Genomic DNA, 12,428 nt, shown 5'->3' on the forward strand with positions numbered 1-12,428 from the left:
AGCGGGCGCGTGCTTGCGTTGACAAGAAGAGCGCCGTAGCGACCCGGTGATGACCGGGGACGACCGTTTCGGATGCAACCGCCATGTCACGCTGCCGGGGCCGCTCCGCCTCGACGGCGGCGTGCTGCTGTCGCCGGTCGAGATCGCCTACGAGACCTATGGCAGCCTTGCGCCCGATGGCGGCAATGCGATCCTCGTCTGCCATGCGCTGACCGGCGACCAGCACGTCGCCTCGACGCATCCGCGGACCGGCAAGCCGGGCTGGTGGACGCGGATGATCGGGCCGGGCAAGCCGATCGATCCGGCGCGCGACTTCGTCATATGCGCCAATGTCCTCGGCAGTTGCATGGGCTCGTCCGGCCCGGCGAGCGTCAATCCGGCGACGGGGCGGCCGTGGGGGATGACCTTCCCGGTCATCACGATCCGCGACATGGTGCGTGCGCAGGCGATGCTGCTCGACCATCTCGGCGTCGGCCGGCTGAAGGCGATCGTCGGCGGCTCGATGGGCGGCATGCAGGCGCTGAGCTGGACTGCGACCTTCCCGGAGCGGATCGACGCGGCGGTCATCATCGCCTCGACCGCGCGCCACACCGCGCAAAACATCGCCTTCCACGAGGTCGGGCGGCAGGCGATCATGGCCGATCCCAATTGGCAAAGCGGCGACTATTACGGCGGCGAACCGCCCGCGGCGGGACTCGCGGTGGCGCGGATGGCGGCGCACATCACCTATCTCTCCGAGGCGGGGCTGACCGAGAAATTCGGCCGCCGGTTGCAGGCGCGTGAGGCCAAGAGCTTCGGCTTCGACGCCGATTTCCAGGTGGAGAGCTATCTGCGCCACCAGGGCCTGAGCTTCGTCGATCGGTTCGACGCCAACAGCTATCTCTACATCACCCGCGCGATGGACTATTTCGACCTTGCCGAGGAACATGGCGGGCTGCTCGCCAACGCCTTCCGCGCCAGCCGCGCGCGCTTCTGCCTCGTCAGTTTCGACACCGACTGGCTCTATCCGACTAGCGAATCGCGCAGCATCGTGCAGGCGCTCAACGCCGCCGGCGCGCCGGTCAGCTTCGTCGAACTGTCGAGCCCCTATGGCCACGACGCCTTCCTGCTCGACGCGCCCGAGATGAACCGCGTGGTCGACGGTTTCCTGCGGGGCGGACGATGACGCTCCGACCCGACCTCGCGGTGATCGCCGATCATGTCGCGCCCGGCAGCCGCGTGCTCGACATCGGTTGCGGCGACGGCGCGCTGATGGCGGCGTTGCGCGACGACCGTGGCTGCGACGCGCGCGGACTGGAGATCGACGCGGGCAACGTCGCCGCCGCGGTGGCGCGCGGCCTGTCGGTGATCCAGGGCGATGCCGACGTCGATCTCGCCGGCTATCCCGACCAGAGCTTCGATTATGCGATCCTCAGCCAGACGTTGCAGACCGCGCGCGCGCCCGACGTGGTGCTCGACCATCTGCTGCGCATCGGCCGGCGGGCGTTCGTCAGTTTCCCCAATTTCGCGCAATGGCGGGTGCGGCTTTCGCTGCTTTGGGGCGGGCGGATGCCCGTGACGCACCAATTGCCCGAACAATGGTATGACACGCCCAATATCCATCACGTCACGATCGACGATTTCCGGGCGTTCCTGAAGGCGCGACAGGTCGTCGTCGAGGGCGCCTGGTTTCTGTCCGGCGACCGGCAGCGCAGTTCGGCGGCGGCCAATCTGCTCGCCCAGCACGCCGTTTTCCTGCTGCGGCGCTGAGCGAATAATGTTCGATTCCGACATGAATGTGGTAAAGAGCGGAACTATTTGCCCAAACGCTGGTTCGCCATCGTCAAGCCGGGACATATGATGACCAAGACCGCTCTGATTGTCGAAGACGAGATTTTCGTGGCCCTCGATCTGGAGCGGATCCTGATGGACGCCGGCTATACCGTCGCGGCGATCGCCGCGGATAGCGCCAGCGCGATCGAGGCGGCACCCGGTTGCGGCTTCGCCTTCGTCGACGTCAACCTGCGCGACGGACCGACCGGCCCGGGCATCGCCGAGCGGATGGCGCGCGATTACGGCGTCAAGGTCGTGTTCGTCACCGCCAATCCCGCGCAGATCGACCGTGGCATGGACTGCGCGCTCGGCTATATCCGCAAGCCGTTCAGCGAGGCGGCGATCCTCGCCGCCGCCGCGTTCGCCACCGACGGCGAGAAGCCGGCCAACGACGACATCGTCATGCTCGGCTCGAATATCGCCTGATCAGCCCCGCCGGAAGGCGGCCAGCGGAACGGTGATCGTCATCGCCAATCCCTCCGGGCGCCAGTCGCGCGTCACCGTGCCGCCGAGCTGACGCACCGCCGATAATTCGATCAACTGGCTGCCGAAGCCTTGCGGTCCGTCGGGCGCGATCACCGTCGGTCCACCACGTTCGGTCCAATATAGCGTCGCCTGATCGTCGCCACGCACGACGGTGACGGCGATCGTCCCGGAGTCGGTCGACAGCGCGCCATATTTGGTCGCGTTGGTGGCAAGCTCGTGGAACAGCAGCGCCAGCGGCGTCGCCGACCGGTCGTCGATCGCGATCTCGTCGCCGGTCACCGTGATCGGCGGGTGGTCGCCGCGCTGATAGGGTTCGAACAATTCGCCGAGCAGGCCGTGCAGACTGTCCTGCTGTACCGCCGGGCGCGATTGCGGGCTGTGCGGCCGGACGAAATCGTGCGCACGGCCGAGCGCGGTGATCCGTTGCCGCAGGTCGGCGGCGATCGGTGCGAAGCCCGGCTGGCTGCGCGCCGCGAACGAGATCAGCCCCGAGATGACCGAGAAGATGTTCTTGATCCGGTGCGACAGTTCCTGGCTGATCACCTCACGCTCGTGCAGCGCCAGTTTCTGTTCGTGGATGTCCGTACAGGTGCCGAACCAGCGCGTGATCCGGCCGTCGGCGTCACGGATCGGCAGCGCGCGACCGAGCACCCAGCGATAGGTGCCGTCGAAATGGCGCAGGCGATATTCGATCTGATAGGGTTCGCCGGTCGCCAGCGAATGGCCCCAGACCTCCCAGGCGCGCGCCTGATCCTCGGGGTGGAACACGTCGTTCCAGCCCTCGCCGTCGGTCGATCCCAGCGGCGTGCCGGTGAATTCGTACCAGCGCGCGTTATAATAATCGTGATAGCCGTCGGGGAGCGTCGACCAGACCATCTGCGGCATCGTATCGGCGAGCGTGCGGAACCGGTCCTCGCTGTCGGTCAATTGACGGCGGGTCGCCCGGTCGGTCGCGCGCCACGCCGCCGCATCACGGCTGTCGCGCAACCGCGCCATGACATTGTCGGCGAGCGTCGCCAGACCCTGCATCTGCAGCTTGGTCAGCCCCTGACGGGGAACGGTGTCGATGACGCACAACGAGCCGAGCGCGATGCCGTCGTCGGACACCAGCGGTGCACCGGCGTAGAAGCGCAGGTGCAGATCGCCGGTAACCAGCGCATTGTCGATGAAGCGCGGGTCCTGCGTCGCATCGGGGATCACCATGATCCGGTCCTCCAGCATCGCATGCTGGCAGAACGACATTTCGCGAGGCGTTTCCGACACGTCGAGGCCGGTTCGCGACAGGAAGGTCTGCTGCGTCTCCTCGACCAGGCTGACCAGTGCGATCGGCGTGCCGCACAAGGCGGCGGCGAAGTCGGTGATCTTCTTCAGCGATGCGCTGTCGCGCAGCGATTCGAGATCATAGGCCTGCATCGCCGCCGTGCGCGTCGCCTCGTCGACACGCCAGCCGGGGGCGACGGGCGCGCGCGCCGGTGCGACCGGCGGCACGCCGCAATGCAACGACAGGCCCGCAGGTGCGCCGGGATCGCTCAGAACGGCACGTCGTCGTCGAGATCGTCGGCGAAGCCTCCACCCTGGCCGAAGCTGCCGCCACCGCGACTGCCGCCGCTCGCAGGCGCACTGCCGCCGCGACCACCGCTGCCGCCGCCATAGCCGCCGCCCGACGAGCCGCCGCCGAAATCGTCGCCGCCGCCGGCCCAGTCGTCACCGCCGCCGGCGCCGCCGCGACCACCACCGCCGCCGCCCTGGCCGCCGCCGCCGCCGGGACCGTCGAGCATCGTCAGCACGCTGTTGAAGCCCTGCAGCACGATCTCGGTCGAATATTTGTCGTTACCCTGCTGATCCTGCCATTTGCGGGTCTGCAGCGCGCCCTCGATATACACTTTCGAGCCCTTGCGCAGGAAGCGCTCGGCGACGTTGGCGAGGCCTTCGTTGAAGATCGCGACCGAATGCCATTCGGTCTTTTCCTTGCGCTCGCCGCTGTTCTTGTCCTTCCAGGATTCGGACGTGGCGATGCGCAGGTTGACCACCTTGCCGCCGTTCTGGAAGCTGCGGCTTTCGGGGTCGCGCCCCAGGTTGCCGACGAGAATGACCTTGTTGACGCTACCCGCCATGAAATGCCCCGAAAATGCCTAGAGGCCGGCGAACACCGCCAGCCAGTATGTGATCCCGGCCATGATGTAGGCGGCGGCGAACAAATAGCCAACCATGAACAGCGGCCATTTCCAGCCGTTGGTCTCCCGTCGGGTCACCGCGATCGTCGAGATGCATTGCGGCGCGAAGACGAACCACATCAGGAAGGCGAGAGCGGTCGGCAGCGTCCAGCGGCCGCGGATCTGGTCGGTGATGCGGTCGGTGCCGCCGCCGTCCTTGTCGTCGATCGCATAGACGGTGCCGATCGCCGACACCGCGACCTCGCGCGCCGCCATCGCCGGCAGCAGCGCCAGCGCGATGTCGCGGTTGAAGCCGATCGGCTTGACGACATATTCGATGCCATGGCCGATCCGGCCACCGATCGAATAATCGACCGGGCTGACGCCGCTACCCTCGGGCGGCTTGGGGAAACTGAGCAGCAGCCACAATACGACGGTGGTCGCGGCGATGATCGTGCCGGCGCGCTTGAGGAAGATCACCGCGCGCTGCCAAAGCCCGAGGACCACGTCGCGCAGCAGCGGCACCTGATATTTCGGCATCTCCATCATGAAGCCCGACGAGGCGCCCTTGGTCACCGTCCGGCGCAGCGCCAGCGCAGCGAAATAGGCGCCGGCGATACCGGTCACGAGCAGGCCGAACATCACGACGCCCTGCAACCGGATGAACGGCGCGAGCTGCGTATTGGGAATCATCGCGCCGATGATCAGCGTATAGACCGGCCAGCGCGCGCTGCACGTCATCAGCGGCGCGATCAGGATGGTGGTCAGCCGGTCCTTCTCGTCCTCGATCACCCGCGTCGCCATGATGCCGGGGACGGCGCAGGCGAAGCTCGACAGCAGCGGGATGAACGCCCGCCCCGACAGGCCGACCGTGGCCATCAGCCGGTCCATCAGGAACGCCGCGCGCACCATATAGCCCGACGATTCGAGGATCAGGATGAACAGGAACAGGATCAGGATCTGCGGCAGGAAGACGATCACCGCGCCGACGCCGGCGATCAGTCCGTCGGTGAGCAACGAGCGGACGAATCCCTCCGGCATCGCGCTTTTGATCACGTCCTGCAAGGCGGCGAAGCCCGCGTCGATCGCATCGGCGGGGACCGCGGCCCAGGTGAACACCGCCTGGAACATCACGAACAGGATGGTGACGAGCAGCAGCGGCCCGACGATCGGATGCAGCGCGACCGTGTCGAGCATATGCGCCCAGCGCCGGCCCGCGGTTTCCGAGACGGTGGCCGCGGTGGCGATGCGGCGGGCGCGGCGTTGCAGCTGGACGATGTCGTCCTGCGTTCCTGCCGAGACGTCGGGCGCACGCGGTTTGGCCCCGCCGCCGACGAGATCGGCGACCGCACCGCGCAGTGCATCGATACCGCGCCGGCGCACCGCGACGGTCGGGATCACCGGCACGCCGAGTTCGCGCTCGAGCACCGCGGCGTCGAGCGTCAGCCCGTCGCGCTCGGCAAGATCGACCATGTTGAGCGCGACCACGACGGGCAGGCCGAGCGCGATGAGCTGGAGCGTGAAGCGCAGATGGTTGTCGAGATTGGCGGCGTCGACCACCACGACCAGCGCGTCCGGCAGCCGTTCGAGGCTGCTCGCGCCGGTGACGACGTCGCGGGTGACGCGCTCGTCGGGGCTGGACGGTTCGAGGCTATAGGCGCCGGGCAGGTCGATGAGCTCGACCGGACGGCCGTCGTCGAGCACCAGCCGGCCCGAATGGCGCTCCACCGTGACGCCGGGATAATTGCCGACCTTCTGCCGCGCGCCGGTCAGCGCGTTGAACAGCGCGCTTTTGCCGGCATTGGGATTGCCGACCAGCGCGACCAGCGGGGCTGCATGCACGGTTATTCGGCGGTGGCGGGAGCCACATGCACCGCGCCGGCGACGGCGCGACGCAGCGCGACGGTCATCCGGCCGATCCGGCAGGCGATCGGACCGCTGCCGAGCGACGCGCGATGCAGCACCTCGACCGCGACGCCCTCATCGAAGCCGAGTTCGCGCAACCGCCGCGCCTCGGGCACCGCGAGGCGGGTCCAGTCGATCGCCGCCACGGTCGCACGCTGGCGACGCGGGAGCGACACGAGGTCGAGAGCAGGAACGACGGTACGCGACATATCCATGATGCGACTGATTATCATTTACCCACGGGGGAGTAAAGCGGTGCGAATGGGAAATGTCGATCGGGGCGGAGGCCGGTCCTGCCGGTCCCAGATCGCCCTTCCGGCAAGTGCGCCGCGTTTCTCATCTGCCCCGTCTCGCGCGAAAATCGATCGAACCTCATGGCGCCTTTATAGACAGTATCACCCGCAAAATGGGCAGGAGACCGGATTCACACCGCCGGATAGCGCAGCCGGCCGACGAACCGCGACAGGCTCGGCCGATGCTCGTAGCGTTTGGTGAACGCCGCCTTGGTCTTCTCGAAGCGCATGATCCCGTCGATCCGCCGCGCCAGGAAGGCGCGTGTGTCGGCATGGCCCTCGCTGTCGTCGTCGAGGAAGACGGTCATCGTCGCGGCATAAACGCCGAGCAGGATCGTCCGCTTGGTATAGTGATTGTAGTCGGTCGCGGTGTCGCCCGCCATCCGCCACATCAGGTCGACGCTGCGCCAGCCGAGCCGCGCGGCGCGCGCGACGTTCTGCGGCAGCGCAAGGATCGCGCGCGCGCGGCGCAGCGATTCGCGATCCGGTGCGACGATGGCCAGTCGCGCCTCGACGAGTGCGGTGATCCGCGCGCGGATCTTCATCGTCGCCAGCGTCTCGGGCGGCAGCGTCGCCGCCATCCGGCGGTCGATCGCGGCGAACCAGGCGTCGATCATCTCGATCGCGCCGCCCGAGAAGGCGAGCCGCGCGACGTCGCGGTCGATCCCGGTGCCATCGGCCGCCATGTCGCGCGCGGCGTCGCCCCAGCCGTCGAACGCGGCATTGGCGGCGATTCCCTCGGCGAGCGTCTCGCGGATCTCGTCGAGCGTCAGGTCCTGCGTCATGCTTCCATCTCCTGCACGGCTGCCTCCTGCGCCCGCCGGCGCGACGGTGCAACCTCGGCGCGGCGCACCAGCACCAACGCCAGCGCGACCAACGCGACGCCGACCCAATCCGGTCCCCGCAATCGCTCGCCATATTCGACCCAGCCGATCGCGCCCGCCACCACCGGCTGGATCAGCAGCCCGATGCCGATCACCAGCGGCGACAGGCGGCCGAGCGCGAAGATCATGCAGCCCTGGCCGATCACCTGGCTGACCAAGGCGAGGCCGACGAGCGGCGACCAATGCTGCGGCATCACGGTCTCGCGCAGCAGCAGCGCGAAGGCGAGCATCGGCAGCGCGGTCGCCGCGCTCGCCAACGCCAGCGCCGGCAGCGGCCGCATCGCCAGCCGGACCCGCGCCATCAGCACGATATAGAACGTATAGAGGATGCCGGCGAGAATGCAGAGCAGGTCGCCGGCGAGGTTGCGCGAATCGAGCTGGTAGGAGCGCCCCATCAGCAGCCCCGCGCCGATCGCGGCGAGCAGCAGCGCGATCCCCTGCGTCCGCGTCGGCCACGCCCTGGCAACGAGGAAGCCGTAGAGCGGGTAGATCAGGATCGCCGAATTGCCGAACAGCGTCGCATTGGCCATCGTCGTGCGGACGATGCCGAGATGCCAGCTGGCGAGGTCGGCGGCGAAGGCGACGCCGCCGATCGCCAGCATGACCCACAGGCCGGCGCCCAGCCGAGCCGGCCGGCCGCCGCTCGCCAGCGCGAGCCCGGCAAGGAAGGGGATGGCGAGCGCGATCCGCCAGAAGCCGGCGGCGACCGGGCCGACATCGGCGAGCCGGACGAACCACGGCCCGAAGGCGAGCGCGACATTGGCGACGACCAGCGCGGCGAACGCGGCACCCGGCGCCTGCCAGGTTGCCGCCGCGACAGTTTTTCTTCTGGGCCACGCCTGATGCATGCCGCCCTGTAGCGCCCTATCTCCCGCCCGTCAGGCCATTTGGGAGCTTCTATGCCGAGCCTTTTCGAACCGATCCAATTAGGCGATATCCACGCCGCCAACCGCGTGCTCATGGCGCCGCTCACCCGCGGCCGGTCGACCGACGATCACGTGCCGACCGACATCATGGTCGATTATTACCGTCAGCGCGCCGGCGCCGGCCTGATCATCACCGAAGGCACCGGCGTCAGCCGTCAGGGGCTGGGCTGGCCGAACGCGCCGGGCCTGTGGACCGACGCGCAGATCGAGGCGTGGAAGCCGGTGACCGCCGCGGTGCACGAGGCCGGCGGCAAGATCGTCGCGCAGATCTGGCATATGGGCCGGCTCGCCCGCCCGGACGTGATCGGCATGACGCCGCTGTCGTCCTCGGCGACGCGCGCGCCCTATCACAAGCCCGAAAACCCCTATGCCGAGGCGCAGGCGGCGACGATCGACGATATCCGTCGCGCGCAGGACGAATATGCCGATGCCGCGACCAATGCGCTGCGCGCCGGCTTCGACGGCGTCCAGATCCATGGCGCGAATGGCTATCTGATCGACCAGTTCCTGCGCGACAACACCAATTTGCGCGACGACGAATACGGCGGCAGCCCGGAAAACCGCATCCGCTTCATGCGCGAGGTGGTCGAGCGGGTGATCGATGCGATCGGCGCCGGCCGCACCGCGATCCGCCTGTCGCCGAACGGCGAGACGCAGGGCGCCGACGACAGCGATCCCGCCAGCGTCTTCGTCCCCGCCGCGGCGGCGCTCGACGCGCTCGGCATCGGCTTCCTCGAACTGCGCGAACAGGCGCCCGACGGCACCTTCGGCAGCACCGACGTGCCCAAGCTCAGCCCGCAGATCCGCGAGGTGTTCAAGCGGCCGCTGATCCTCAACCAGGATTATACGCCGGAGGGCGCGCAGGCCGATCTCGACTCGGGTCTGGCGGACGGCATCGCCTTCGGCCGCAAGTTCATCGCCAATCCCGATCTGGTCGAGCGCCTGCGTCAGGGTGCGCCGCTCGCCGAGGACGATCAGGCGACCTGGTATTCGAAGGGGCCGGAAGGCTACATCGATTACCCGGCGCTCGAGACCGAGGCGGCGTGATCCCAATTCCTCCCCCGCAAGGGGGAGGTGGCACGCCGAAGGCGTGACGGAGGGGGAGGAAAGGGTGAGAGTCCTTGACAGAGCTCCACCCTGTCCTCCCCCTCCACCAGCTTCGCTGGTTCCCCTCCCCCTGGCGGGGGAGGACCTGAAAGGTCTACCGCCCCAGATGCGGCACGAGCCGCTTGAGATCGGCCGGCGCCAGTCGCCGCACGTCGAGCGCATCCACGCCCGCGACCAGCACCGCGCCCAGTTTCCGTTCGCCGGTGTCGATCAGGATGCCCTCCGCGGTCGAGCGCAGCGCCCCCCATGGCACCTCGCGCACCGCGATCCGGGCGCCGTCGCGCGTCATAACCGCGACGCGCCCGCCGCGATCGACCGCCAGCGCGCCGCCGCCATCGGCCCCGACCACCGCACCCTGCGTGTCGAAGCCCGACAGCGCGCGCTCGGCCGCCTCCGCCGCTTCCTCGGGGCTGGCGATCCGCGGCTTGCGGCGACCGCGCAAGGCCAGCACGACGCCGAGCGTCACCGCTATCGCGACCAAGGCCGCGCCGACCGCGATCCAGATCTCCCGATCGGTCACGTCCGTCACGCGCCGCCGGCGAGCGCGTCCAGCGTCGGCTTCATACCGGCAAGGTCGTAGCCCGCGCCGCGCGCCTGCGCGACGAGCAACTCGGGATCGCGCCCCGCCTTGGCCGCGGCGAGCGCCCACAGGTTGCAACTCCGCGTCCCCGACCGGCAATAAGCGAGCACCGGCCCGTCCGCTGCGGTCAGCGCCGCCGCCATCGCGTCGATCTGCGGGTGCGAGAAGCCGGCATGCGTCACGGGGATCGCGCTATAGGCGAGGCCCGCCGCCTCCGCCGCGGCGCGGATCGTGTCGCCGCTCGGCTGGCCGCTGTCCTCGTCATCCGGACGGTTGTTGACGATCGCGACGAAACCCGCCGCCTTGATCGCCGCGATATCCTCGGGAGCGATCTGCGGAGCGACGCTGATCCGGTCGTTGATGCTGCGAATGTCGGCCATCCGGTCCCATTACGCGATCGGTCGAGATACGTCAGCTATTTTGGTCGCGTTTCCACGGCTTTTGTACGGGGTTTCTTAACCGACGGCAGATCAGCCGTGCGACCGGATCACGTCGAGGAAGGCGTCGCCATAGGCCTCCAGCTTGCGCGCGCCGATCCCCGACAGATGCATCAGCTCGGCGCGGCTGCCCGGCCGCTGCGCCGCCATTTCGCGCAGCACCGAATCGTGGAAGATCACATAGGGCGGCACCCCCGCCTCCTTGGCGAGATCGCGGCGGCAGGTACGCAGCGCCTCGAACAGCGGATTGTCCGCCGGATTGGCCGCGACGCCGGCATCGCGCTTGCGGCCGCCGCGCGCGCGCTTGGGCGGCACGACCAGCATCACCTGCTGCCCTTCCTTGAGGATCGGTCGCGCGCCGGGACCGAATTCCAGCCCGCCATGCGCATTGGTGCGCAGCGCGTCGCGCAGCAGCAGCGCGCGCGCCACCGGCTTGATCAGCGCCGCCTCCTCGCCGTCGACGATGCCCCAGACCGACAGCGATTCATGCCCGCGATCGACGCTGCGCTCGGTCGACTGGCCGAGCAGCACCTGCTCGACATAGCCGACGCCGAACATCTGCCCGGTGCGGAACACCGCGGACAGGAACTTCATCGCGGTCTGCGTCGCGTCGACCGCATCGGGCGATCCGAGGCAATTGTCGCAATTGCCGCAATCCTCCTGCCGGTCCTCGCCGAAATGCTTGAGCAGGATGCGGCGGCGGCAACCCGCGGTCTCGACCAGCGCGCCGAGCGCCGCCAGCCGCGTGCGCTCGCCCGCCTGCCGTTCGGGCTCGACCTCGCCGATCCGCTGGCGGGCGCGGGCGAAATCCTCGGCGCCCCAGAACAGATGCGCCACCGCCGGATCGCCGTCGCGGCCGGCGCGACCGGTCTCCTGATAATAAGCCTCGATCGACTTGGGCAGGCCGGCATGCGCGACGAAGCGAACGTCGGGCTTGTCGATCCCCATGCCGAAGGCGACCGTCGCGCAGATCACCATGTCCTCCGACGCGACAAAATCCGCCTGATTCTTCTGGCGGATATGCGCGTCGAGCCCGGCATGATAGGCGCGCGTCGGCCGCCCGGTGCGGCCCAAGGCCTCGGCGAGCTTCTCGGTCGCGGCGCGGGTCTGCGCATAGACGATGCCGGGGCCGGGGGTGGCGGCGATGACGTCGGCGATCTGCTTGGTGGTGTTCGCCTTGGGGGTGATCGCATAGCGGATATTGGGCCGGTCGAAGCCCGAGACGATCAGCCCGTCCGTCGGAATGCCGAGCTGTTGCAGGATGTCGCTGCGGGTATGCGCGTCGGCGGTGGCGGTCAGCGCCAGCCGCGGCACCTCCGGAAACGCATCCATCAGCGGCGCGAGCAGCCGGTAATCGGGGCGGAAGTCGTGGCCCCATTCGCTGACGCAATGCGCCTCGTCGATCGCGAACAGGCTGAGCTTCGCGCTCGCCAGCAGCTCGCGGAAATGGCCGGTCGAGGCGCGCTCGGGCGCGATATAGAGGAGGTCGAGCTCGCCGGCGCGGAAGCGCGCGATCGACTCGGCGCGATTCTGGTCGGCGCTGGTCAGCGTCGCGGCGCGGATCCCCACCGCCTCGGCGGCGCGGAGCTGATCGTGCATCAGCGCGATCAGCGGCGAGACGACGACGCACGTCCCCTCCATCATCACCGACGGCAATTGGTAGCAGAGCGACTTGCCCGCACCAGTCGGCATCACGCCGAGCGTCCGCTGCCCCGCCAGCACGCGGGTGACGACATCCTCCTGCACGCCACGGAACGCAGGAAAGCCGAAGACGCGCGACAGGGTGGGCAGGGGATCGGGGATCATCACCGCGCCATGTAGGCGCGGGGGCCGCCAGCGTCGACC

Annotated in this window: 13 protein-coding genes; 4 read left to right on the forward strand and 9 right to left on the reverse strand. The window is 68.7% G+C overall.

Annotated features, from left to right (window positions below):
• Positions 1-49: 49 nt before the first annotated feature.
• The 3 genes from metX to AC07U4_RS09545 all read left to right on the forward strand — a co-directional run bounded on the left by metX (position 50) and on the right by AC07U4_RS09545 (position 2,238).
• Entirely contained in the window at positions 50-1,165 is a 1,116-nt protein-coding gene (gene metX, locus AC07U4_RS09535; protein WP_495195278.1) for a homoserine O-acetyltransferase MetX, read from the forward strand.
• Positions 1,162-1,749, forward strand: coding sequence for a methionine biosynthesis protein MetW (metW, locus tag AC07U4_RS09540; protein WP_038664513.1), 588 nt, complete (start codon positions 1,162-1,164; stop codon positions 1,747-1,749). The genes metX and metW overlap by 4 nt, the downstream gene beginning before the upstream one ends.
• Positions 1,750-1,836: 87 nt before the next feature.
• The gene (locus tag AC07U4_RS09545; protein WP_052075827.1) at positions 1,837-2,238 is read left to right on the forward strand and encodes a response regulator; all 402 of its coding nucleotides are present in this window, start codon (positions 1,837-1,839) and stop codon (positions 2,236-2,238) included.
• On the opposite strand, the gene AC07U4_RS09550 is transcribed toward AC07U4_RS09545, so the two are convergent.
• From AC07U4_RS09550 to AC07U4_RS09575, 6 genes are all read right to left on the reverse strand, one after another.
• The gene (locus AC07U4_RS09550; protein ID WP_495195845.1) at positions 2,239-3,711 is read right to left on the reverse strand and encodes a sensor histidine kinase; all 1,473 of its coding nucleotides are present in this window, start codon (positions 3,709-3,711) and stop codon (positions 2,239-2,241) included.
• Positions 3,712-3,827: 116 nt separating this feature from the next.
• Positions 3,828-4,412, reverse strand: coding sequence for a single-stranded DNA-binding protein (gene ssb, locus AC07U4_RS09555; protein ID WP_495195279.1), 585 nt, complete (start codon positions 4,410-4,412; stop codon positions 3,828-3,830).
• Positions 4,413-4,430: 18 nt separating this feature from the next.
• A complete protein-coding gene (gene feoB / locus AC07U4_RS09560) occupies positions 4,431-6,293 on the reverse strand; it encodes a ferrous iron transporter B (RefSeq protein ID WP_137897615.1) in 1,863 nt (620 codons plus the stop codon).
• Positions 6,294-6,295: 2 nt separating this feature from the next.
• Positions 6,296-6,571, reverse strand: a complete 276-nt coding sequence (locus tag AC07U4_RS09565) for a FeoA family protein (protein ID WP_038664500.1) — start codon at positions 6,569-6,571, stop codon at positions 6,296-6,298.
• Between the two features lie 209 nt (positions 6,572-6,780).
• A complete protein-coding gene (locus AC07U4_RS09570) occupies positions 6,781-7,434 on the reverse strand; it encodes a COQ9 family protein (RefSeq protein ID WP_495195280.1) in 654 nt (217 codons plus the stop codon).
• Positions 7,431-8,381: a DMT family transporter gene (locus AC07U4_RS09575; protein WP_495195281.1), complete on the reverse strand. Its 951-nt coding sequence runs from the start codon at positions 8,379-8,381 to the stop codon at positions 7,431-7,433. The genes AC07U4_RS09570 and AC07U4_RS09575 overlap by 4 nt, the downstream gene beginning before the upstream one ends.
• 51 nt (positions 8,382-8,432) lie before the next feature.
• Here AC07U4_RS09575 and AC07U4_RS09580 point away from each other — a divergent pair, with 51 nt between their 5' ends.
• Entirely contained in the window at positions 8,433-9,506 is a 1,074-nt protein-coding gene (locus AC07U4_RS09580) for an alkene reductase (protein ID WP_495195282.1), read from the forward strand.
• Positions 9,507-9,660: 154 nt separating this feature from the next.
• Here AC07U4_RS09580 and AC07U4_RS09585 read toward each other — a convergent pair whose 3' ends face one another.
• From AC07U4_RS09585 to recQ, 3 genes are all read right to left on the reverse strand, one after another.
• Positions 9,661-10,086 carry a hypothetical protein gene (locus tag AC07U4_RS09585; protein ID WP_038667484.1) on the reverse strand — a complete coding sequence of 142 codons (426 nt, stop codon included), beginning with the start codon at positions 10,084-10,086 and terminating at the stop codon, positions 9,661-9,663.
• Between the two features lie 5 nt (positions 10,087-10,091).
• Complete coding sequence (locus AC07U4_RS09590) at positions 10,092-10,526, reverse strand: protein tyrosine phosphatase family protein (protein WP_038664491.1); 435 nt, start codon at positions 10,524-10,526, stop codon at positions 10,092-10,094.
• Positions 10,527-10,616: 90 nt separating this feature from the next.
• Positions 10,617-12,389, reverse strand: coding sequence for a DNA helicase RecQ (gene recQ / locus AC07U4_RS09595; protein ID WP_495195283.1), 1,773 nt, complete (start codon positions 12,387-12,389; stop codon positions 10,617-10,619).
• Positions 12,390-12,428 lie beyond the last annotated feature (39 nt).

This window comes from Sphingomonas sp. GW821-FHT02B09 (genome assembly GCF_059421875.1).

What these genes read in the sequence shown, in the direction of transcription:
- metX (WP_495195278.1), top strand. Translation starts at nt 50, where the DNA reads ATGACCGGGGACGACCGTTTCGGATGCAACCGCCATGTCACGCTGCCG.
- metW (WP_038664513.1), top strand. Translation starts at nt 1,162, where the DNA reads ATGACGCTCCGACCCGACCTCGCGGTGATCGCCGATCATGTCGCGCCC.
- AC07U4_RS09545 (WP_052075827.1), top strand. Translation starts at nt 1,837, where the DNA reads ATGATGACCAAGACCGCTCTGATTGTCGAAGACGAGATTTTCGTGGCC.
- AC07U4_RS09550 (WP_495195845.1), bottom strand. Translation starts at nt 3,711, where the DNA reads ATGCAGGCCTATGATCTCGAATCGCTGCGCGACAGCGCATCGCTGAAG.
- ssb (WP_495195279.1), bottom strand. Translation starts at nt 4,412, where the DNA reads ATGGCGGGTAGCGTCAACAAGGTCATTCTCGTCGGCAACCTGGGGCGC.
- AC07U4_RS09565 (WP_038664500.1), bottom strand. Translation starts at nt 6,571, where the DNA reads ATGGATATGTCGCGTACCGTCGTTCCTGCTCTCGACCTCGTGTCGCTC.
- AC07U4_RS09570 (WP_495195280.1), bottom strand. Translation starts at nt 7,434, where the DNA reads ATGACGCAGGACCTGACGCTCGACGAGATCCGCGAGACGCTCGCCGAG.
- AC07U4_RS09575 (WP_495195281.1), bottom strand. Translation starts at nt 8,381, where the DNA reads ATGCATCAGGCGTGGCCCAGAAGAAAAACTGTCGCGGCGGCAACCTGG.
- AC07U4_RS09580 (WP_495195282.1), top strand. Translation starts at nt 8,433, where the DNA reads ATGCCGAGCCTTTTCGAACCGATCCAATTAGGCGATATCCACGCCGCC.
- AC07U4_RS09590 (WP_038664491.1), bottom strand. Translation starts at nt 10,526, where the DNA reads ATGGCCGACATTCGCAGCATCAACGACCGGATCAGCGTCGCTCCGCAG.
- recQ (WP_495195283.1), bottom strand. Translation starts at nt 12,389, where the DNA reads ATGATCCCCGATCCCCTGCCCACCCTGTCGCGCGTCTTCGGCTTTCCT.